Raw genomic sequence first — 21315 nt, 5'->3', positions numbered from 1 at the left:
TTACTGAACGCAAGTTTCAACGTTAATAGAGGGTCTCTCACCAATAGCAGAAGGAGCTGTGTAGGTGATAGCACAATTTGAGTCTGCGTCAGTAGGAGCTGTAGTGTAGCCAGTGTAACCTTTATAATAAATTAGGATTTGAGCTGGATCCGAATTCGGTACAGGATTAGTTAGATAATCGTTGCCAATATCTGAGTCTAATAGATCATTCAAATTATCAAGTGTTGCATCTGGATAACCGTACACTGTTTCCACAGTGATGTTATTACCAATGTCTACCGTACCTGTTTCGGCATTGGCTTGGCCATTGATCAATGCTTTGCCATAGACCACTGACGAAGCAGATTCCAAAGCTCCGGCAATTCCCTGTAATACAGAATCACGCGCATCATCTTGAAGGTTCAAAAACTTAGGTGCTGCGGTTACCGCTAGAATACCCAGCAGTACAATAACAATGATTAACTCGATTAGGGTAAAACCCTGTTGTGTTGATACTTTTTGCATAATTAAACTTCCTAGGTATTAATTAAAAAACAGTAACCTGGCCAGTGGCTGGGTTGTAAGTGAAACCGTCGTACGTTGTGCCGTCTGGCGTTCCGTCTGCCGGTGCTGAACTATTAGGTAAACCCATAGATTCAACTAAGTAGTAAACACAAAGTGTATTTGCACCTGAGTCGTCCTCACGAACGGCATATCTGAAATCAGCAACAACGGTGTCGTTCGTCGACGTTGTGTTTGTTGGTGCTGACTGAAGAATTAGGTCAAATACGTTTTTGCATTCAGTGTCGTTAACGGTAGAAATAAGTGTGTTGCCTGTAGAGCTTCCCGTTGGGTAACCAATGGTGCCGTCTACCCCTACTTGCGTTTGATCGTAAGTGATTACAGTGCCGTTCCCATTTCCATTGTTTCCGCTCGGACGGCCTTCAACTTCCCACTGCGCTCTTACAAGACCTACCGCGGCTGCAAAACCGCCGGCAACACCTTCAACACTTGCTTCACGAGCTTCATCAGTAACATCAATAAAGCGTGGTAATGCTGTGGCCGCAAGCAACCCTAGAATGATTACAACAATTATCAGCTCGATTAGCGTAAAGCCTTGTTGTTTGGTGTTCATAACATCTCCTTGATGACGATAAAGGCGAATTGTGCCGCCGTTTAATCAACTGTTTCTTTGCCTGACAACGCCGCTACCAGCGTTATATTCAAACCAAATCTCTCTTCCCCAAAAGAATGCACATTGTAAGTGACCGTTTGCATACTGGTCGCTTACAGTCACTGTTGACAGCGCTTCACCTTCTCTTAAGGTTGCAAGTGTCAGCATGTATTCGCACGCATTCCCCTGTTCTTTTTCAAGCCCTTCGGGCCAGCCTTTTTCATTAATGTATAGCTCTGCCGCCACATCTTTGCGCTGTTTAACTTTGCCACCAGCGTCAAACTCAGTTTCGTAAATAAGCACAGTATCTTGCTTAGTCTTTATCCATTGTGCCCTGGCTAACATCACCACTCGCTGAAACTGTGCAACCGCGTTCTCTTTGTTAACCTTTTCCGCTTCATCAATAATTGGTGTCGCGTAAAACACGTATGTTGTCCCAATAACAGCAAGCAATACGCCTATAACAACAAAATTAAGTAACCCCGTTTTGGTGCTTGCCACGCTTTTCCCCAGTTATAAAGCGCTTTATCAGCCGCCTTTCACCGCCGACATCATGTTCCACATTGGCGTAAATATGCCAAGCGCCAGGATCAATACCATTACCGCAACAAAACCAATCAAAATAGGTTCGATTTTGGCCGTTAAACTTTTCAAGTCGAAGTCGACTTCACGTTCGTAATAGTCAGCACTTTCTTCTAACAATGGTTCTAGTCGCCCCGTCTCCTCACCTACTGCAATCATCTGTAGTACAAGTGTAGAAAACAGTTCGCTATTTTTCGAAACTCTAAGCAAACTTTCGCCTTTTTCGATCCCTTGCCGCATTTCTTTGATGCGCTTTTGCATGTGCGCGTTGTCAACGGCGTCGGCAGTAAGTGAAAGCCCTGCGGTTAACGGCACGCCTGCACGTAAGATCATTGAAAAACTTCGGCTATATCTTGAAAGTAATGATCGCTCAATAATGCTGCCCACGATAGGCAACTTTAGTTTAAATTTGTCCCATTTGAGTCGTCCATTAGTCGAACTAACGTATTGTTTAACAGCGAAAATCCCTCCCACAATCACAATAATTAGCAGCCACCAATAGTTCACAAAGAAATTGGAAGTACCAATTAACACGCGGGTCATAATTGGAAGTTCAGTGTCAAAGCGCTCAAACATTTGGGTGAACACTGGCACAACAAATAGATTCAAAATAAACATGGCAATTGCTAGCGCAATTAACACAAAAGTGGGATAGCGAAGCGCCGATTTGATGCGCTTGCGGGTTTCTTGCTCGCGCTCGAAATAGAGGGCAAGCTGTAGGAATACGTCGTCTAATTTACCGGTATTTTCACCTACCACCACCACGGATATGGTAAGTCTCGTAAACACCTTTTCATATTTAGCCATGGAAGAAGACAGACTTCGTCCCTGCTCTAACTGGTCTGCAATATCTTTCAAAATCTCTTGAAAGCGTTTATGCGATGCATTTTCGCTTAGGCCTTTAATGGCGCGAATAATGGGAATACCGGCCTTTAGCAATGAGTACATTTGGCGGGAGAATATGATCATTTCATCCAGTCCCACCTTTTGTTGAAATAAACGCGTGATATCGAAGCCGTCTCCTTCATTTTCTGCACTGCGTTTTTTTGATTCAACAATGGTAAGAGGCACAATGTTTTGTGACAGCAAGGCTTGTGCTGCGGCTTGCGCTGACGCGGCTTCAATAACCCCTTTTTGAGGCCCGCCTTGCGTTGACTTACCTGCGTACTTGAACTGTGGCATTAGTGATTCACCACTTCAGGAACAAATTCAGCGACTTTGAACACTTCATCTAAAGAAGTTTTGCCCTGAGCTGCGTAGTCCAGTGCCATGTGAGATAAAGGAACAAAGTCTTTATTCGCCTTAGTCGCATCTACGAAGCCCTGCGTATCGTCTTCACGCAAGGCCTCCATCATGTCCTCGTTCATTTCCAGAAATTCAAAAACGCCTATCCGGCCTTTGTATCCTGTGTGATTACAACTGTTACACCCGCGCCCTTTATAGAAGGTGGCAGTGGCTAATTCAGGTTTCAAGAAGCCAACCCACGCTTGTTCTTGGGCGGTTGCAGGCTTTTCTTCTTTACAGTTTTCACACACCCTACGAACCAGACGCTGTGCAAGCACTCCTCGTAATGAAGTAGCAACCAAATACGGCGCCGCGCCCATATCGATAAGGCGAATAGCGCTGGTTACTGAGTCGTTGGTGTGAAGCGTACTTAATACCAAGTGGCCGGTTAATGCACCTCGAAGACCAATCTCTACGGTTTCTTGGTCACGCATTTCCCCCACCATGATAATGTCAGGGTCTTGACGTAACGTAGTGCGAAGAATGGCGGCAAAGTCCAGCCCAATTTTGGCATTAACCTGAACTTGGTTGATTCGCGGTAGACGGTATTCAATGGGGTCTTCAGCCGTTATGATTTTAAGGTCAGGCTTATTGAGTTCGCTAAGTGCCCCATACAGAGTCGTAGTTTTACCGGAACCCGTAGGCCCCGTTACCAGGATCATACCGTGGGGACGATTAATGGCAGCTCTAAATTTCTCTGCCATAGCATCGGGCATACCGGTTTGGTCTAGCGTTAGTAGGCCAGCAGACTGGTCTAATAAACGCATAACTACCGCTTCTCCATTGGCTACCGGCATGGTCGACACACGCACATCTAAGGTGTGTCCTTTCACTTTAATATTAAATCGTCCGTCTTGTGGAATACGCTTTTCAGATATATCCAAGCCAGACATGAGTTTGAGTCGTAGTACCAGCGCCGACGCTATTTTCACTTGGTTGAGCGTGTTTTCTTGCAAAACGCCGTCGACACGTTGACGAATACGCAGGATTTTTTCATCGGGCTCGATGTGAATATCTGATGCCCTAACTTGAACGGCATCTTCAAATATAGAGTGAAGTAGCTTAACGACCGTGGCATCCGAGGTGGTGTCATCAAGGGCTGACAACTCAAAATCAGCCTCGTCTGCATACTCTTCACCTAGTTTTTCAGCAAACGACGCAATGTCCTGGGTACGGCGGTAAACAGAATCAAATGCCTCTAGCATTTGGTTCTCTTGCACGATAGCCAGCTCAATGGTTCGAGGAGCGACTAACGGGCCGAGTTGGTCTAAGCCTCCCAAGTCTGTTGGGTCGCTCATGCCCAGCAGCACTTCATCGTCGTCCGCTTCTAACACCAAGGCACGATAGCGACGTGCGTAAGTCTCTGGGATAAGCTGAGCTTGCTCTGGGTCTATACGGCGCTGTGTTATATCCAAAAAAGGAATATTTAGCTGCTGTGCCAAGAAGCGAAGAAGCTGGGGTTCGCCAATAAAGCCCAAATCGATAAGTGTATCCCCCAGTTTGCGCCCTGACGTTCGCTGCGCCGCAAGCGCATTGTCAAGCTGCTCACTGGAGATAATGTTTTCGTGAACGAGTAAGTCGCCAAGGCGCATCTTTAATCGAGGTCGCATTAAGGCTGCTCCTGTAAATCAGTTAGACGCGAGTTTGCATATTGTGCAGATGCAGAGGAAAGCCCGCCAATGGCGAGTGCCCTGGAATAAGATGATATCGCCAGGCGCTCATCTGCCAATGCGTCATAATTCACCCCTAGTGCCAACCACCATTTCGCATTATTAGGCTGTAGCGATGTCATAGCGCTGAATGCTGAGATCGCTTGCTCTGACTTATTGATGGTTTGAGCAGAGGTGCCCTTTAAAATTAGATAGTCGGCACGGCCTTCGGCTAACGCTTTAGCATCCAAGCTATCAGGCATCAAATTCAATACTTCTTCGAAGCGGCTTTCCTGCACCAGAATTTTGGCCATTAGCTCTCGCCAAATTAATTCGCTAGGCGAGATCACAATGCCCTCTGAAAGTACCTGCAGTGCCTGTAAATTATTGTTTTGTCCAAAATAAAGTGCAGCTAGCTGCTTGCGCGCCTCGTCATTTTGCGGAAAGGTTGCCAGTGCTAGCGTGAAGCTTTTTTGAGCCTCATCAAAAATGCCAAAGTTATACGCTTTAAGTCCTGCTTCTAAATGCACTGCACTTTGTTGTTCAGGTGACTTAGGTGCTACCTCAACTACAGGCTCTCTGGTTATGATATTTGTGGGTTTAGGCTCTGCGGCCTTCGAGCTTGAGGGTTGTGTTTTGCTAACCGCAGACAGTTCTGATTGAGGGCTACTGGCGTTTGCGCTGTTATTGACGCTTGACGCATTCACATCATCAGCTGTGCTGGTTGCTGATACCGTAGTTGTAACCCTTTTTCTGTATTGAGCTTCATCATCTTCAAGGGACTCATCAACGGTATTGAAAACAAGCTCAGCCACATCTGACGCACTGTTTTGTAGCGCCATATCACTTTCAGATAACGGGGTCGATTGCATTCCTTGTGACGGCGCATTTATATCTGCTGTGCTATCGGCAACGCGCTCTGATATTGTACTTTCAGCAGGCGGGTTGTTAACGCTCGGGGCACTTGAAACGGCCGTTGTGCTTAATCCATCTTCATTTTTTTCGCGATGGGAAGTACCAGATAAAAGTGTAATTACTAACCATACTACAAACACCAAAACGGCGATGATCATGAGCGCTTTTGGCCACACTGGACGTTGACTGACTTCAACGGTTGGCGGCAAACCAAAGTCTTCACTTTTATTGCGTTCATCCAGTGACTTTAAGGTGTCATTCAAAATACTCATATGCCACCTGCGCCGTATACATGCAGTACACTTGCTACTGCCACCACAGCAAGCGACAAAATAACAAGACTCTGCCTTGGGACAAGTCTGCGTTTACAGTCATGTGTATCGAAAACGGCGCTTAGTGTATGTGACCAGGTCGCCGACGCCTTGCCCTGACCATATGCGCGCAAAAGAATCTTATGACAAACTATGTTAACCAAGCGAGGCGTACCCTTGGTAACCAACGCTATAAATGCGCGCAGTCCTCTAGATATCAACTGCTCGTTACCACCTGCTGTCGTCAACCGGTGACCAATGTAGTAATCGACTTCGGCTGACGTCATTGTGCGTAAAGTGTAAGAAAAACTTATTCGCTGGCGGATTTGTCTTACTTTAGGGTTTGCCAGGTTGTCATCAAGTTCAGGCTGTCCAAACAAGACAATTTGAAGCAGCTTACTTTTTTCCGTTTCCAAATTGCTAAAAAGACGCAGCATCTCAAGAGCATCCCAACTCAGCGACTGCGCTTCGTCAATGATTAATACCGCTTGTCGCCCCTCTTTTTTAAGGGATAATAGCTTTGTCTCTATTGCATTATGCAAGCCTTGATTATCACTATTTCCTTCCGTAACAATACCTAACTCTCTCGCAAATGCTTGGCGTAATTCATCAGGCGAAAGGTATGGATTGGGTAAATAGCAGGCTACAAATTTATCAGACAGATGATTAATTAATTTACGGCATAACAATGTCTTACCTGTACCGACTTCACCGGTTACTTTTATAAAGCCTTCAGACATACTCAATGCTGATAAAATGACTTTTAACGCTTCATTGTGTGGCGCAAGCGCACAAAAGAAATCCGTATTCGGGGTAAGCGAAAACGGCATATCTGTGAAGTGAAAAAAGCCCTGATACATAATTAGTTTCTATACCACTGATCAAGTAATGACTGAGTGCGAAGACGTTGTTTTTCCCACGTGTCCGGTTGCACAACTGATGGGCGTATCAAGATCACCAGCTCGCGCTTACTCTGCGTTTTGGCTTTGTTTTTAAACGCGTTACCAATGAATGGAATGTCGCCCAACAAAGGCGTTTTTGATTCTTGCTCACTGGTAACGGTTTCCATCAAACCGCCAATCACGACAATTTCTCCATCGCGGGCACGAATTACCGTATCTGACTCTCGGATATTACTTTGTGCCAGTGGCAGCAAGATTTGCTGATCGCCCACCTGAATGACTTTAGTCTGCTCTGCCGTTTCCGTTACTGATGGGTGAACGTGCAATATAACCGAGCCGCTTCTATCAATTTGAGGGGTAACATCTAAAGCAATACCTGAAAAAAACGGGGTAAGTTCGATGTCATTTTCGTTTTCGGTTTGAGTCGCGCTTTGATCTTCACTGGTCGACACATCGGTGACAAAGTATTCGTCCTGACCCACTTTAATCACTGCTTTCTGGTTGTTAGTGACGGTCACTCTGGGGTTACTCAACATCTGAACATCACCTTGGGTTTGCAGCATATTGATAACGCCGTCAAAGTCACCTCGGGAAATTCTCAAAGTAGAAACGCCGCCAATATCTGTAGAGATTGAGTTCCCTATGCCATTAACTGCATTAATGGCTGGATCTATACCTGCAGCGGTATTTGCAGCAAAGTTTGACGCTATAGCTCCGCCACTGAAGCCAAAGTTCACACTGCCCGTCAAGCCGCTTGCAATACGATCCCAGCGCACGCCTTGCTGATAGCCATCGTTTAGCGTGACTTCAATAATGCGCGCTTCTAATACCACCTGTCGCTGCAAGCTCTCTTGGCTTTGGTTTAAAAAGTCTTTCACCACTGCGATTTCACTGGGCAATGCTCGAACGGTCACTAAGCCCGCTTGAGGTGAAACCACAACCTGACGGCCTTCTGTTGGAGAGATCAGTACTTTTAGTGCCTCTTTTAAATCGCTCCAAAAGTCGTTTTCACTGGTAGTCTGAATGTTTGAGCCATTGAGCTGTTGGATGTTATTGCCGCCAAGTCCGCCTTGGCCTCCAAAACCACCCTGACCACCTAGCGCGTTCCCGCTAATGTTATTATTGCCGTTAATTCCACCGTTGTTGCCACCATTGTTTTGGTCTTGCTCACTTACCCCACCGGCAATAACGCTTACGTTAGATACACCGAAGCGCTTGATCATAAGAAAGTTAACCGGGATAGATTCCGTCTTTAGTTGAGAAGGCATAACCTGAATTACCTTCCCTTCTAAAAACACGTCTAACGGATACATTCTCGAAATAATGGTTAACACATCTTCTAACGCCACTTCTTTGAGCGTTAAGCTAATCTGCCCTGACACGGCTGGATGAACGGCGACACTGTAAGGTGTGTCTTCAACTAACGCGTCGAAAAACGGACGCACGTCTACATTGTTAGCAGAAACTGCGAACATTTTCTGTGATGTTGGCGCAGGTAACGCTTGATAACGGGCAACCTCTGCCAGCAGTTCTTGATTAAGCTGAGGGGGCGGTGTTGGTTTACTTGATGTCGTATTCTGAGAACGTGCTAGTTCATCGCGAATATGAGGTTTTACTTCCTCGCCAACACCATAAGATTGGCAACCTGCCACAACTAACGCTGCAGACAAAACCAATGTGTTAACAATGAGGCTATTTTTTAATTTCATATGCATACATTCTTAGTATTTTCTGCTGACGTCCGTCAGTGATAACCACGTTCTTGGGGTTAATTTTTGATACGGTGTATTCGTTCAGTGTGTCGCCCACGCGGTAAGATTTACCCGATATGATGGCGCTATAACCTGTACTGCGTTTAAAGATAGATTGAAGTGCTAGCTCTCCTGCTACCGCTTCATCATTGCTAGACACTGATGCACTGGCGATTGCAGGCCTAGTCGGGTCGACAGACGCAACTGCAGGTAAGCATGTTGCTATCGCTAAAGCTGTGACCACAATTCTTAACCGTTCCACACTCTCTCCTTACAGCGAGATAAAGGTTTCATTATTGCTTACCGTTGCTAACCCCAGTGCTAACGTGGCACTTGGGTAAGCTTCAACGTTGTAAGCAAAATCTGTTACTACGACTTTTTCAGGCGCGGCTTGAAGGCGCGCTAGGTAGCTACGCAGGTCAAAGTAACTTCCCTCAATAATTAAGCGCATGTTATGACGGTAAAACGGTGTGCTTTGAGACTCACCGTCACCAAAGCGTACTGTTTCGGTAGGCTCGACCTTAAAATTCACTAAACGTACGTTGTCTTCTTCGTTTAGAAGCGTCATAAGCAGCTCGGGCATTCGATCGGCTGCGACAAACCCTTCATTAAGTGAAAGTAGTGCCTCATCAATTGATAGTAGGTCTTTTCTGGCCTTATCGAGTTCTAGCTGCGTGCGCTTTGTATAATCGATGGTTAGCGCTTCTTGAATAGCATCTCTTTGAATGACCAATGCTTTGTGCTCGCTCTCCTTTCTGATGACTGCTTTATCGGTTGCAGACAAGTCATCAAGTGCAGGCGAAACACCGAACCAGAAGAATAGATAGATAATGAGAGCAAAACTCACCCATGTAATTAGCTGTTTTTCTCTGCTTTCAAGAGCGGAGAATTTCTCAGAGAGCTGCTGGTACTGATTCATCAGCGTCTCCTTCAAAATCTGTGGATATCAAGAATTGTTTCACGTTTTCTTTGCCGTCTACTTCATCAAACTGCACTGAAGAAAATGACTTACCTTGGAAAAACGGAGACTGCTGCAACTTTTTAAGCCACACAGGTATAGATGAAGGCGCCAAGGTTTGGCCTGACAGGCGAATGGTTTGTGTATCGATATCAATACTCGTCAGCCATAGGTTCTGATTGTGGAAATTAGCCAAGTCGTCCATCACCTCGCCGTACTTTGTTGCGTCAAATGACAACTCTCCGCTATCAAGATACGCTAACAGACGCCTTCGGTTTTCAATTTTGGCGTTCACCTTTTCAAGCTGTTGCTGAAGCGACTGGGTGTCTCGTTTCTTCTCGAGTGCAGCGCTTAAGGTTTTAATTTCGCTATTCAGTTGGCTAATCGCGTTTGTTTTTTCATTTAACTTTTTCTGCTTCGCCCCCAACGTAATATTGAGCGCGATTACCACCACCAACATGACACCTATTGCCGCGCCATTAAGCCAAAGTACCTTCGAGAATGGTAACCGCTCTTTCTTTGGTTTAAGAGAGTCCTGATAGAGGTTTATCGTTCTTTTCATGCCACCTCTCTCGCTGCAACAAGTGCACTTGCTAACGCAAAGTGGCAGGCAGGTTCAACTACATCGGCTAAATTAAGCTGTGAAGTAAAGACATTCATGGCAACGGGCTGAAACGGCTTCAGCCGTTCGATCACTGGCACACAGTCAAATTGAGTTTTAAACAGAATTTCTTTTAAAGGCGGCTGCTTAAGTTGCGACTCATAGAAATCCATTGAGCGTTGAATTTCTAATCCCAAAGTATCACTTAGCTGTGACAGGTCTGTCTGCTCATTAACTTTGCTTACAAATCCACGTAAGCGACGTGCCAACCAAATAGCCTGAGAGCGCACTATCATTAAAAACGGTTCACTGTTGGGCTCTTGGATGATGAGTAGTCGCGCATAGTCATCATTTGGCACCATTTCAGTTGCTAACACTTCTTTGGTGTGGATATGTGTAAGCTGCTTGTCTTTCTTTTTTGCCATGCTCGCTGCGACGGCAGCAAGTGAGGACCTTTCGGCAGCGAATACATTTATCTTTTGGCCGCCACTCCGACTTTTAACCGGGTAGTCGACATAGTCTAAAACCATGTTGCTGGAGTCATAGGGAACCAGCTCTCCGAGAGTCCACGGTAACGCTGTTGTAATATCCTCTTCTGCCATTTCTGGCTTATCAACCTGTACCATGTGGTACATATGCTGTGAAAGCACTATAGAAACATTACAGGTCGACTTAGCAAACGGGCTTAACGCCGCCGATAGCTGTTGCTTGAGAGGCTGATGCTGATCATAGGGAATTGAAGAAACAGAATTAAGTGAAACAGCGTCGCCACTGCGCTCTATAGCCACAATGTGTAGCTCAGAAGCACAGACCGATACGCCTACAGTGACGCTAGTTTTTTTACTTTTCGAAGAAAATAAGCGTGAAAGCATATATCTACTTAATTCGTTAATGCCGAGTATTATCTTATAATCAACAATACCTTATGGCGCCAATAAGTAACATGGCATTAACTCAAAAGTAGACTAATTATCTAAATAGAACAAATACCTATATAAGCATAGGCCTATATTGTGCACCCTCGTTTATGTGGCCAGTTTAATCGCTTAAATTTGTTACTGTTCCATTTGCAGGAAAATAGTCGAAATACGCGCCGCTACTTAAGCTGAAGCGACACCAATAGTTGTCTTCGTTCTCTTCAAGTTCAGCATAGTAGTCTGCATGGATCTTAAAGCCGTCCACGCGCAGTGGTGTCGCCATTAGCGACGTCCATATTTTTTCACACCCTTCACTAGAAAGCTCTGCGGTCGGCCATCCGTTGTGATTCATTCGCACCGGAGTACGATTCGTTTCTTTGCCCGACTCGTTGTAGTGAATCAGCATTATCATAGTGGTGGGTTGGCGGACTCGCCATTGCCAGTGAGACGAGACGACGTGACGCTTAAACGTATCTAGATTTAGTGCAAATGCGGTGATTGTGGTGTCTTGCTCGTCGGTATGAAGAAAGTTGATAGTGACGCCAAAGGTAATTGCAAAAATAGCTGCAATAGCCGCTTTAAAAACATTAGACGTGGAAGGTTTCTTTTTGTTGGTTTTATTCATTGTCGATTCCCCATGCCTTTGTTCAAGTCGTTAGCGCTTGTTAGGCATTGTTCTATTTTATCGACATTTTGAAGAAAAAATGAAGTAGGTATAAATAAACCTTAAGAATTTCTGGTTAAAAACGAAGGCTCAGCATTATGGCAACGGCTTGTGCAATATCGTAATTCCCCAAAAATCACCGTCTTTTTGCTTTAATTGCCAGCCATTTTTTATGAGTAATTTTCGGGTGTAATAGTTAGTCATACCATGCCCGAATAGCACTATCCGCTCGTGTTTCTCACACAGTTTTTCAATACGCTCGGAAACAAGATTAACCCTTTGCTTGGCAGCTTTGAAACTTTCAAATCGACCTTTAAATCCTATAAACCATAATGCACGGCTTAAGACGACCCAGTGCCAACTGCGCAAGGTGAACGGAAGTTTGTAGTAAGGAATATCCATTTCTTTAAGATGGGGCAACTCTTCATCAATTTGAGTCGCGCCGTAATAAGCCGCAGACAATTTAGCCCTTAGTAACGGGCTAACCACAATGTAGCTGTCGTCGATATGGGTCTTCTGCTTTGGGTGACTTGTTGGATCGAGTATCGATTTATCATAGTTACGCACCCACTGAGCATATTGAGCTGAGTTTACTTTGTCATTATGCGCCGAGAGAGGCTTACCGTGTCTAATAAGTACGACTTCCTTGACGGAAGTATTGTTTATCACGTCCATGTTCATTTTAAGTCGTCTACTTTATCCTGCTGGGCTAGCTAATCAATGGCGATTGAGCCACCTTATTGCTTTTCAAGCAAAGATGGCTCCTTCTAATGCGTAACTTTCACGGGTTATGCGCTTGCCAATACAGCATCCACAGGCTCATCCGATTGAGCTGCGCCAGAAACTTTCATTGAGATATAAGAAGACAGCGCTTCCTGTTGTGCTTTGTCCAAGCGTAATCCATGTTTTGTTCTGCGCCAAATCACGTCTTCTAGACAACAAGCCCACTCGCACTCTATAAGGTAATCAACTTCTGCCTGATACATACCAGCCCCGAAATGAGTCCCCATAGCATCGACTGACACTTTACCTTTAAGAAACTTATAACATAGCAAACCATACTGTCTTGCGTAGCGTTCAGCGATAGCGTTGTCCAGCCAAGAAAACTCGGAAGTTAGTTGAGCAACTAACGATTCTTGACTCTCAAATGCACCACCTGGTAGCGGTACTTCTTTGGTCCACGCTTTTTTCGCTTTCGGGAAACATGAGACAAGTTTATCTACCGCGTGCTCTGAAAGCTTTCGATAGGTTGTAATCTTGCCGCCGAAGATATTCAGTAATACGGGCTTTCCAGCCTCACCCTTAAGCTCTACTTTATAGTCCCGAGTAAGTTCTTGTGCTGACGCGTTTTTCTCTTCTAAGAGTGGTCGCACGCCACTGTAAGTATGGACTATATCTTCGCGTGTTATCTTGGACTTGAAGTAGTTGTTTACGACGTCAATTAAGTAATCAGTCTCTTCGTTTGAAATTGCAGCGTCTGACGGGTTACCTTTAAAGTCTTCGTCTGTCGTGCCCACAAGTGAGAAATCACCTTCGTAAGGGATCACGAATACAATACGCCCGTCTTTATTTTGCAGAATGTACGCTTCGTCAGAGTTATATAGCTTGGGAACGACAAAGTGGCTTCCCTTTACCATGCGCATCGCATTGGGGTTGTGAATATTTACCAAGCGATCTAGAAACGATACTGCCCACGGTCCAGCCGCATTAACAATTGACTTGGCCTTAACTGTAAACGTTTTCCCTCGAGACGTTTTAAGCTCCACATTCCACAAATTATCTAACTTTTCAGCTTTAACGCATTCAGTACGCGTATATATCTTCGCCCCCTGATCTTGGGCAGCTAGCGCATTTAGTACCACTAAGCGTGCGTCATCTACCCAACCATCTGAGTATTCAAAACACGTTGAAATATCGCTAACCAGCGGGCTTTCACTGGTGGTCGTTAGCTTACGTGAGCGCGGCAACATATTGCGCTTAGCCAGCGAGTCATAGAGGAATAAACCAATTCGTATCATCCACGCAGGGCGTAAATGCTTTTGGTGAGGCAAACGAAAACGTAGCGGCCACATGATGTGAGGCGCTTTCTTCAACAACACTTCACGTTCTGCCAGCGCTTCTTTCACTAGGCGAAATTCATAATGTTCTAAATACCTAAGTCCACCATGAATTAATTTGCTGCTAGAAGAAGACGTTGCGCCTGCGAGGTCACCTTTCTCGCACAAAGCAACCGAAAGCCCGCGTCCCGCAGCGTCAAGCGCGACGCCTACGCCGTTAACACCGCCGCCAACGACTAAAACGTCGACTGTCTGTTCAGTTTGATTGCTTTGACTCATACATTGCCTCTAGTGGTATTTATATGGATATCCTCATATGGTTGTCTATTTGACAAGCAAAAAGAAAACATGTCAACACAAAACGAACATTTACGAACATTAAAGAAAGTTAAAATTCGTAGTTAAAAGGAATGAACAAATCCAATCGCAACAATATTTGACTGATTTACATTGAAAAATACGTGGTGTGTAAGAGCGCTTGCGGCAACAGTGCGTAATGTTTAAAGAAGGCTGCCAAAAAGTAGAATGCGAGCAAAACCGAGAACAGGTTTAAAAGTAGTGGAAAACTATAGCAAATAGATGGTCACGCTTTGACAAAGGTGATGTTATTTTCTTCGATTATCTTGCTTATGCTGGGCGGCGGCGTTTTATCACAAACCAAGCAATCAACCTGTGAAATGTGCCCCTGCTCCACCATTGCGCGGCGTTCAAACTTACTGTAGTCCGCAGCTAATATAACGTGTTGAGTATGTTCCAAAATGGCTTGGGACACTTTCACTTCTCTGAAATCAAAGTCAAGTAGTGCACCGTCCGAACTAATACCACTGATACCGATTATGCCGTAATCCATGCGGAACTGGCTTATAAAATCGCAGGTTGCCTCGCCAATGATTCCGCCATCGCGATAGCGAACTTCACCGGCAGCAATAATGACGGAGAAATCCTCTTTAGACGAAAGAATGGTAGCAACGTGAATATTGTTGGTTACCACGTGAAGATTTTTGTGGTTGAGCAACTTAGTTGCAATCATTTCCGTCGTCGTACCGATATTAATGAACAACGATGCGCCGTCGGGGATCATCGCAGCCACTGCTTCAGCAATTTTCTCTTTGACTTCGCTGTTTTGGGTTTTCCTTTCCTGATATGGCGTGTTTTCCCAACTTCTGTTAAGGCCAGCACCACCATGATAGCGGCTCACCACACCATTTTCGGCAAGCTGGTTAAGGTCTCGGCGGATTGTTTGCGGCGTAACTTCGCAAGCACTGACCAAATCATCAATAGACATAAAACCATGTAGCTTTATAAGCCCAACAATTTTTTCGTGTCTTTGCGTTTGATTCATCGCGAGTCCTCAGAATTAGAAAATTACATCAATTATACGTGCTTAACTTCAATGTTCCCATAACAAAACGAAACGCCAATGTTCGTTTTCGAAAATATAGCATTGTTAATCCTGTGTAAATGATGCAAACTCTATGAAAACTATCTTCAGGAGTGACCTTATGGGACAACATATCCTTGCCATTGACCAAGGTACAACAAGCTCTCGCAGCATCATTTTTTCTCCAAAGGGCAGTATAGACGCTATTGCACAGCAGGAATTCTCTCAAAAATATCCGAAAGATGGCTGGGTTGAGCATGATCCAGAGGAAATTTGGGAAAGCGTTGTCTCTACCCTCAAAGAAGTTTTCAATAAATGTTCATTAACACCATCAGATATCGCAGCCGTTGGTATCACTAACCAGCGCGAAACAACCTTAGTGTGGAATAAAAACACTGGTGAGCCTGTCTACCCGGCTATCGTTTGGCAAGACAGACGCACAGCCCAGCTTTGTCGAGATTTAAGTGAAGACGAAGAGCTCGTCTCACACATTACTGAATCGACAGGGCTTCTGTTAGACCCTTATTTCTCTGCCACAAAAGTAGCTTGGATATTAGACAATGTAGAAGGTGCAAGACAGCAAGCCGAGGACGGAGAGCTGCTGTTTGGAACCGTAGACACGTTCCTTATATGGCGCTTAACGGGTGGTGAGTCACACAAAACTGATGCCACCAATGCCTCGCGTACAATGCTGTTCGACATCAATAACCAATGCTGGGATGAGAAATTACTTAATAAATTCAATATCCCACGCTCAATGCTACCCGAGGTGATGGATTGTGCGGCTGACTTTGGTGTAACGAAAGAAGACATCATAGGCAGAGCTATTCCTATCCAAGGCGTAGCAGGCGACCAGCAAGCAGCATTAGTAGGCCAAGCGTGCTTTGAAAAAGGCATGGCCAAGAGCACCTACGGTACCGGCTGTTTTATGATATTGAACACTGGTGACGCCCCTTTGCAATCGAAAAACCGATTACTCACCACCGTTGGGTATCGTTTAAACGGCAAAACGACTTATGCGCTTGAAGGCAGTATTTTTATGGCCGGCGCAACCGTTCAATGGCTCAGAGATGGTCTGAAGCTTATCGACGATGCCGCCGAATCTGAGGCACTTGCACAGCGAGCAAGACAAGATAACGGCGTCTTCCTTGTCCCGGCATTTACTGGTTTAGGCGCACCTTATTGGGATCCAGATGCCCGTGGCGCAATTTTAGGTTTAACCCGCGACACAGGCATTAGCGAAATCGTTGCTGCGGGACTTCAGTCTGTTTGCTACCAGACTAAGGACCTGCAAAAAGCAATGGAAAGCGATGGCGCTCGCCCCACAACTATTCGTGTAGATGGCGGTATGTCGCGTAATGATTGGGTAATGGGCTTTCTTTCAGACATATTGGGCGCTGAAGTAGAACGCCCTGAGATTACGGAAACCACCGCTCTTGGTGCTGCCTTCTTAGCAGGATTACAGGCTGGTGTCTTCAATTCAATCGACGATTTAACCCATTGTTGGAAGAGTGATAGCGTTTTCACTCCAAGATTGACCAAGCAAGAACGTGATCAAGCCTATGATGGTTGGAAAGCCGCCGTCGACCGTATCCGCTGCAGCTAATTTTTCTTTATTTTTCTGATTGTTAATAAAGTGCGGCTATAGACCGCACTTTTTTTATACAAAAAAATTTTTTATAACATTGTAATTACATTGTCATTTTGTGCTAGTATTAGATCCAAGGTAAACGTTTCACCTTTTACCTTAAATCAGAAACGCTATATTTTTCATAAAGTTACAAATAATAATCACGAAAATATAACGTTAAATGTGTAAAAGTATTGTTAATAAGCTTGATCCGCACATACTAAAAACGTAATTTAAGTGCAAAGTACGTTAAAACGTAGCCTACTCACGGAGAAAACACAGTGACACATAAAATTAACACATCACAGTTAGGCCCTATCGCGAAACGCTCACTTTTAGGTGTTGCTATCGCCTCTGCCCTACATGCCCCTATTTCACTGGCACAGGAAGCAGCTACTGCTACTGATAAAGAAGTGGAAGTTATCGAAGTTAAAGGTTTTACCAGCTCTCTGAAAGCATCAATGCTAGATAAGAAAGCATCTGATGTTGTTTACGACGGTATTACGGCTGAAGACCTAGGTAAATTTCCAGACCAAAACGTAGCTGAATCACTACAAAGAATTACTGGTGTTGCCATTGATCGTTCAGGTGGTGAAGGTCAATTTATTACTGTGCGTGGTTTCGGCCCAGATTTTAACACCGTACTTGTTAACGGCCGCCAAATTGCTACAGAAAACCAAGGTCGTGCTTTTAGTTTCGATACGCTTCCAGCTGAACTTATTAGCGGTGCAAAAGTTTACAAGAGCCCTCTCGCTTCTATGCAAGAAGGTGGTATCGGTTCAACCGTAGAAATCACAACTGCTCGCCCATTCGCATTTGACGGCTTCAAGGCCGTTGCAAGTGTAAAAGGCATGTACGAAGACATTTCTGAAGAAACAACGCCACAAATGTCGGGCTTAATTACCAATACCTTTATGGATGGTAAATTAGGTGTGTTAGCTGCTGCATCATTTCAACAGCGTAAGCTACAAACAAACATGCTAGAAACGCGCTACTGGCGTCCAGGGGTAGACATTACTGATCGTTCAGAACTGGACAACCCTGAATACGCAGACAATGCACAATACAGAAATGTATACGTCCCACAGAACTTTGACCAAATCGTTGATTTAGTCGATCGCGAAAGAACATCTGGCAACCTTGTTGTTCAGTACGCTCCTAACGATGACATGACGCTTACCTTAGATGGCCTTTACTCTAAGTTTGAAGTTGACTCAGACGCGCACAGTGTTGGTCATTGGTTCACAGACAGTAACCTCGACAACATGTCTTTCAACGATAATGGCAGCCTAACTGGTGTAACAAGTACTATTGTAGAAGGTGTAGGTGGTGCAACTGACTTTATCCGTCGCCGCTATGGTCGAGACGTTGAAATCCAAGCATTCGGTGCAAACTTTGAATGGTTAGTAAACGACAACTTAACTGCAAACATTGATATCTCAACTTCAACTGCCGAAGACAGCAGTGGTGGCGACAACTTCTTCACTGTTGTGGGTTACAACAATGAATACAGTGTAGACTTCACAGGTGCTACCCCATCATTGACTGTTGCCGGTGGTGATGCCGCTTTGCAAACACCGTCGCTAGGCCGCATGCACTATAACGAACGCAACGGTTTTGACACGGAAGATACCATCAGTGAGTACCGTGCAGACTTCACTTGGGTACCTGATTCAGACAATGCATTCCACAAAGCAGATTTTGGTATTTACTTCCAAGATCGTGAAAAATCTAATACTCGCTTGTTCGCTTCAGGTTGTAACGTTTATTGCGGCTACAATTTTGACTTCCCTGATGAACTTTTAAGTGTATTTACTGCACAGAACTACTTCGGCGGTGTGCCTAATCAGTGGCTTACCTACGATCCTGAAGCGTTCTTTGACTACGCAACGTCTGATGCAGCAGTACAGCAAATTGCTGACGCTACAGGTCAATCATTCGATGATGTTCGCGCAGCGATTGACGCAACAAATATCGGCAACCCGCAACCAAGCAACGACTCATTCGTAGTGAGTGAAGAAGTTCTAAGTGCATACGCTCAATTCTACTTCACTACCGAAATCTCAGACATGCCACTTGATGTTAACTTTGGCTTCCGTTACAGCGAGACTGACACTTCAGTTGATGGAACAAGTCAAATTGTAAGAGATCTTCAGCCTATCCCTAACGATCCGTCTGACCTTAATGTGGTTTATGAAACAGAAGTCGGCGCACCAGTTAATGAGAAAAATAGCTATTCTTCGCTGCTACCTAACTTAAACGTTAAGTTACAGTTAACAGACGATTTATACCTACGATATGCATTCTCAGAAACGCTAACCCGTCCAATGATGGATGACTTAGTCCCTGTGTTCAATGTGACTTCAAGCCGTCCAGGTAACTTACAAGCACAAGCGGGTAACACTGAACTGAAGCCATATAAAGCCACCAGCTGGGACGTGTCGTTAGAATGGTACTACGATGATACTAGCTATTTCTCAGCTGCAGCCTTTAACAAAGAAGTAGAAGACTTTATTGCGGGCGATGTTGCTGATGAGTCTCTTTCCCTAGATAGCGGCGAGTATGTATTTAGTGTACTTCGTCCTCGCAACGGCGATACTCTTGGAGTTGAAGGTTTAGAGCTAGCTTGGTTGCACACGCTTGAAAACGGTTTTGGTATTCAAGCTAATGCTACTATCGCTAATTCAGATGCTGAATTTAGCCTGCCAGGTTTAGGTAACTCACAAAACATTACATTGTTCTACGAAAAAGATGCGTTCCAAGCGCGTGTGGCACTGAACAATCGTGAAACCTTCATGCAAGAAGCTGTAAGCACGTTAGGCGGTACTGAGCCTCGTTTCACTGAGACTTACACCCAAGTTGATATGAGTGTAAGTTACGATGTAACAGAGTCAGTTACGGTATTCTTTGAAGGTATTAATATTACCGATGAAGAGCTAACGCGTCGTGGTCGCTTGTCAGAACAATTCGTTCAACAAGTTGCTGACGGTGCGCGTTACGCCGTCGGTGTTCGTGCTAGCTTTTAATAGCAACTAGTATAACAAGGGGGCGCTGTTGCCCCCTTTTGTCTTTATTCTGCTGAGGAGTTTTTCGTGTCAGGCAGCTTAACCCAACTTGTCGTTTTTATTTTCATTACCGCACTTATCGGACTTCTTACTTACCTAAAGTGTCGCGGTCATGGGCATAGTAAAGCCAACGAAAACAAAGAATATTTTTTAGCTGGCGGCGGACTAACATGGATTTACGTCGCGGGCTCAATCACACTAACAAACTTAAGTACCGATTCACTTGTAGGGATGAACGGTAACCAAATGGCACTGCTTGCGTGGTGGGAATTTGCGGCGGTTGCCGGCCTTATCATTCTGGCTAGAGTATTTCTTCCCGTCTATTACCATTATCAGTGCACCACAACCACTGAGTTACTGGAAATGCGCTATAACAACAAGCATATACGCGCGCTAATAGGCCTTCTTTTTTTCCTAGGAAGCAGTCTTATCTTTATGCCTGCGGTTATCTACACAGGCTCATTGTTCATGATTACTATGTTCAATGTAGACATTCCACTGATGTACGTTGCCACTGCCTTTGCATTGATTGGGGCTTTCTACGCCATCTTTGGTGGTCTTCGCGCGGTTGCAGTTTCAGATACCTATTCTGGCGTTTTGCTTCTTACTATGGCTATCGTTGTAGTCGTTCTTGCACTTTTTGCCATCGATTTTGATTTCTCGGGCATACCTGCCGAGCGCCTTACCTTAATTGGCGATAACGATTCCCCGCTTCCATGGCACACGTTGTTAACGGGTATGGTGTTTATCCAGACCTTTTACTGGAGCACTAATCAGGTTATTACTCAGCGTGCAATGGCTGCACCTAATTTAAAGGAAGCACAAAAAGGCGTGTACGCAGCGGCAGTCATTCGCTTTATCGTAGTTCCAACCATCATCGTAGTTCCTGGCATCATTTCATATAAGCTTTATGGAGATATTAACGATGTTGCATACGGCACGTTAGTAGGTGACGTGTTACCAAGTTGGTTATCTGGCGTGTTTGCAGCGGCTATTGCTGCGGCGGTACTCACCACTTATAACAGTAACCTCAATTCTGCCACGGCATTATATGTTTGTGATATACATGAAGCTTATATACAGAAGAAGCCACATGTTGCCCGCTTGAGCGGCTTTGTAACAGCAGCGCTTACCATAGTATCGCTTCTCATGGTCCCGGTTTATGCGCAAGCAGAAAGCATAATCAATTTACTTCAACAGCTATTTGGTTTGTTAAGTATGCCTATTCTGTCCATATTTATCGTTGGCTTGTTATTTAATAATGTAAATGCCAACGCTGGAATAGCGGCCGTTGTTTTCGGTGTAGGTCTGTATGCTTACTTTAGCTTCGTGCACGCACCTTTCGGCCTGCATTACATTCATTTGATGCTGGTTACTCTGGTTTGCTGTATTGCTCTTGCCCTTATATTGAATAGGCTGGTGTTTAAGCAAAGCGCGCAGTGGCGTGGACGTTTGATAGAAAACGAACCAGCACACGGCTAAAAGGTTAGGTTAC

General features: G+C 44.9%; 19 protein-coding genes. 3 read left to right on the top strand and 16 right to left on the bottom strand.

Translation table 11 applies throughout. The features are described 5' to 3' along the window. The 16 genes from MHN02_RS14620 to MHN02_RS14545 all read right to left on the bottom strand — a co-directional run bounded on the left by MHN02_RS14620 (position 1) and on the right by MHN02_RS14545 (position 15086). The gene (locus tag MHN02_RS14620) at positions 1 to 504 is read right to left on the bottom strand and encodes a type II secretion system protein (protein ID WP_075177603.1); all 504 of its coding nucleotides are present in this window, start codon (positions 502 to 504) and stop codon (positions 1 to 3) included. Between the two features lie 22 nt (positions 505 to 526). Beyond that, positions 527 to 1114, bottom strand: coding sequence for a prepilin-type N-terminal cleavage/methylation domain-containing protein (locus MHN02_RS14615; RefSeq protein WP_014978004.1), 588 nt, complete (start codon positions 1112 to 1114; stop codon positions 527 to 529). A gap of 45 nt (positions 1115 to 1159) precedes the next feature. Then, positions 1160 to 1654, bottom strand: coding sequence for a hypothetical protein (locus MHN02_RS14610; protein ID WP_171336929.1), 495 nt, complete (start codon positions 1652 to 1654; stop codon positions 1160 to 1162). A 27-nt stretch (positions 1655 to 1681) separates the two neighbouring features. Then, positions 1682 to 2917 carry a type II secretion system F family protein gene (locus tag MHN02_RS14605; protein ID WP_239246944.1) on the bottom strand — a complete coding sequence of 412 codons (1236 nt, stop codon included), beginning with the start codon at positions 2915 to 2917 and terminating at the stop codon, positions 1682 to 1684. Then, positions 2917 to 4629, bottom strand: coding sequence for a GspE/PulE family protein (locus tag MHN02_RS14600; RefSeq protein ID WP_039236887.1), 1713 nt, complete (start codon positions 4627 to 4629; stop codon positions 2917 to 2919). Before MHN02_RS14600 ends, MHN02_RS14605 begins: the two co-directional genes overlap by 1 nt. Beyond that, the gene (locus MHN02_RS14595; protein WP_239240357.1) at positions 4629 to 5855 is read right to left on the bottom strand and encodes a tetratricopeptide repeat protein; all 1227 of its coding nucleotides are present in this window, start codon (positions 5853 to 5855) and stop codon (positions 4629 to 4631) included. The genes MHN02_RS14600 and MHN02_RS14595 overlap by 1 nt, the downstream gene beginning before the upstream one ends. Beyond that, positions 5852 to 6754: an AAA family ATPase gene (locus MHN02_RS14590; RefSeq protein ID WP_239246941.1), complete on the bottom strand. Its 903-nt coding sequence runs from the start codon at positions 6752 to 6754 to the stop codon at positions 5852 to 5854. Before MHN02_RS14590 ends, MHN02_RS14595 begins: the two co-directional genes overlap by 4 nt. 2 nt (positions 6755 to 6756) lie before the next feature. Continuing rightward, positions 6757 to 8505: a pilus (MSHA type) biogenesis protein MshL gene (gene mshL / locus MHN02_RS14585; protein WP_239246938.1), complete on the bottom strand. Its 1749-nt coding sequence runs from the start codon at positions 8503 to 8505 to the stop codon at positions 6757 to 6759. Further along, positions 8489 to 8809 (bottom strand): agglutinin biogenesis protein MshK, encoded by a 321-nt coding sequence (locus MHN02_RS14580; RefSeq protein ID WP_239246935.1) that lies wholly within the window; start codon positions 8807 to 8809, stop codon positions 8489 to 8491. Before MHN02_RS14580 ends, mshL begins: the two co-directional genes overlap by 17 nt. Before the next feature lie 9 nt (positions 8810 to 8818). Continuing rightward, positions 8819 to 9466 (bottom strand): type II secretion system protein M, encoded by a 648-nt coding sequence (locus MHN02_RS14575; protein ID WP_061439059.1) that lies wholly within the window; start codon positions 9464 to 9466, stop codon positions 8819 to 8821. Then, positions 9441 to 10067: a PilN domain-containing protein gene (locus MHN02_RS14570; protein WP_061439056.1), complete on the bottom strand. Its 627-nt coding sequence runs from the start codon at positions 10065 to 10067 to the stop codon at positions 9441 to 9443. Before MHN02_RS14570 ends, MHN02_RS14575 begins: the two co-directional genes overlap by 26 nt. Continuing rightward, positions 10064 to 10978, bottom strand: a complete 915-nt coding sequence (locus MHN02_RS14565; RefSeq protein ID WP_156085765.1) for an agglutinin biogenesis protein MshI — start codon at positions 10976 to 10978, stop codon at positions 10064 to 10066. Before MHN02_RS14565 ends, MHN02_RS14570 begins: the two co-directional genes overlap by 4 nt. A gap of 166 nt (positions 10979 to 11144) precedes the next feature. After that, on the bottom strand, positions 11145 to 11648 hold the full coding sequence (locus MHN02_RS14560) for a hypothetical protein (RefSeq protein ID WP_239240361.1): 504 nt from the start codon (positions 11646 to 11648) through the stop codon (positions 11145 to 11147). A 135-nt stretch (positions 11649 to 11783) separates the two neighbouring features. Next, the gene (locus tag MHN02_RS14555) at positions 11784 to 12368 is read right to left on the bottom strand and encodes a phosphoglycerate mutase family protein (RefSeq protein WP_168462950.1); all 585 of its coding nucleotides are present in this window, start codon (positions 12366 to 12368) and stop codon (positions 11784 to 11786) included. 107 nt (positions 12369 to 12475) lie between these two features. After that, positions 12476 to 14023, bottom strand: coding sequence for a glycerol-3-phosphate dehydrogenase (glpD, locus tag MHN02_RS14550; protein ID WP_239246932.1), 1548 nt, complete (start codon positions 14021 to 14023; stop codon positions 12476 to 12478). Between the two features lie 304 nt (positions 14024 to 14327). Then, positions 14328 to 15086, bottom strand: a complete 759-nt coding sequence (locus MHN02_RS14545) for a DeoR/GlpR family transcriptional regulator (protein ID WP_101563271.1) — start codon at positions 15084 to 15086, stop codon at positions 14328 to 14330. A 160-nt stretch (positions 15087 to 15246) separates the two neighbouring features. Between MHN02_RS14545 and glpK the strand changes: the two genes are divergently transcribed. The 3 genes from glpK to MHN02_RS14530 all read left to right on the top strand — a co-directional run bounded on the left by glpK (position 15247) and on the right by MHN02_RS14530 (position 21302). After that, positions 15247 to 16731, top strand: coding sequence for a glycerol kinase GlpK (gene glpK, locus MHN02_RS14540; protein WP_014947887.1), 1485 nt, complete (start codon positions 15247 to 15249; stop codon positions 16729 to 16731). A gap of 305 nt (positions 16732 to 17036) precedes the next feature. After that, positions 17037 to 19781, top strand: a complete 2745-nt coding sequence (locus MHN02_RS14535) for a TonB-dependent receptor (RefSeq protein WP_239246929.1) — start codon at positions 17037 to 17039, stop codon at positions 19779 to 19781. A 66-nt stretch (positions 19782 to 19847) separates the two neighbouring features. Beyond that, positions 19848 to 21302, top strand: a complete 1455-nt coding sequence (locus MHN02_RS14530; protein ID WP_239246926.1) for an SLC5 family protein — start codon at positions 19848 to 19850, stop codon at positions 21300 to 21302. Positions 21303 to 21315 lie beyond the last annotated feature (13 nt).

The organism is Alteromonas sp. CNT1-28, from assembly GCF_022348345.1.
GTDB classification, from domain to species: Bacteria; Pseudomonadota; Gammaproteobacteria; order Enterobacterales; family Alteromonadaceae; genus Alteromonas; species Alteromonas macleodii.
Note: the sequence above shows the minus strand (reverse complement) of the source record. Positions and strands in the feature narration are given on the sequence as shown.

What these genes read in the sequence shown, in the direction of transcription:
- MHN02_RS14620 (WP_075177603.1), bottom strand. Translation starts at nt 504, where the DNA reads ATGCAAAAAGTATCAACACAACAGGGTTTTACCCTAATCGAGTTAATC.
- MHN02_RS14615 (WP_014978004.1), bottom strand. Translation starts at nt 1,114, where the DNA reads ATGAACACCAAACAACAAGGCTTTACGCTAATCGAGCTGATAATTGTT.
- MHN02_RS14605 (WP_239246944.1), bottom strand. Translation starts at nt 2,917, where the DNA reads ATGCCACAGTTCAAGTACGCAGGTAAGTCAACGCAAGGCGGGCCTCAA.
- MHN02_RS14600 (WP_039236887.1), bottom strand. Translation starts at nt 4,629, where the DNA reads ATGCGACCTCGATTAAAGATGCGCCTTGGCGACTTACTCGTTCACGAA.
- MHN02_RS14595 (WP_239240357.1), bottom strand. Translation starts at nt 5,855, where the DNA reads ATGAGTATTTTGAATGACACCTTAAAGTCACTGGATGAACGCAATAAA.
- MHN02_RS14590 (WP_239246941.1), bottom strand. Translation starts at nt 6,754, where the DNA reads ATGTATCAGGGCTTTTTTCACTTCACAGATATGCCGTTTTCGCTTACC.
- mshL (WP_239246938.1), bottom strand. Translation starts at nt 8,505, where the DNA reads ATGAAATTAAAAAATAGCCTCATTGTTAACACATTGGTTTTGTCTGCA.
- MHN02_RS14575 (WP_061439059.1), bottom strand. Translation starts at nt 9,466, where the DNA reads ATGAATCAGTACCAGCAGCTCTCTGAGAAATTCTCCGCTCTTGAAAGC.
- MHN02_RS14570 (WP_061439056.1), bottom strand. Translation starts at nt 10,067, where the DNA reads ATGAAAAGAACGATAAACCTCTATCAGGACTCTCTTAAACCAAAGAAA.
- MHN02_RS14565 (WP_156085765.1), bottom strand. Translation starts at nt 10,978, where the DNA reads ATGCTTTCACGCTTATTTTCTTCGAAAAGTAAAAAAACTAGCGTCACT.
- MHN02_RS14560 (WP_239240361.1), bottom strand. Translation starts at nt 11,648, where the DNA reads ATGAATAAAACCAACAAAAAGAAACCTTCCACGTCTAATGTTTTTAAA.
- MHN02_RS14555 (WP_168462950.1), bottom strand. Translation starts at nt 12,368, where the DNA reads ATGAACATGGACGTGATAAACAATACTTCCGTCAAGGAAGTCGTACTT.
- glpD (WP_239246932.1), bottom strand. Translation starts at nt 14,023, where the DNA reads ATGAGTCAAAGCAATCAAACTGAACAGACAGTCGACGTTTTAGTCGTT.
- MHN02_RS14545 (WP_101563271.1), bottom strand. Translation starts at nt 15,086, where the DNA reads ATGAATCAAACGCAAAGACACGAAAAAATTGTTGGGCTTATAAAGCTA.
- glpK (WP_014947887.1), top strand. Translation starts at nt 15,247, where the DNA reads ATGGGACAACATATCCTTGCCATTGACCAAGGTACAACAAGCTCTCGC.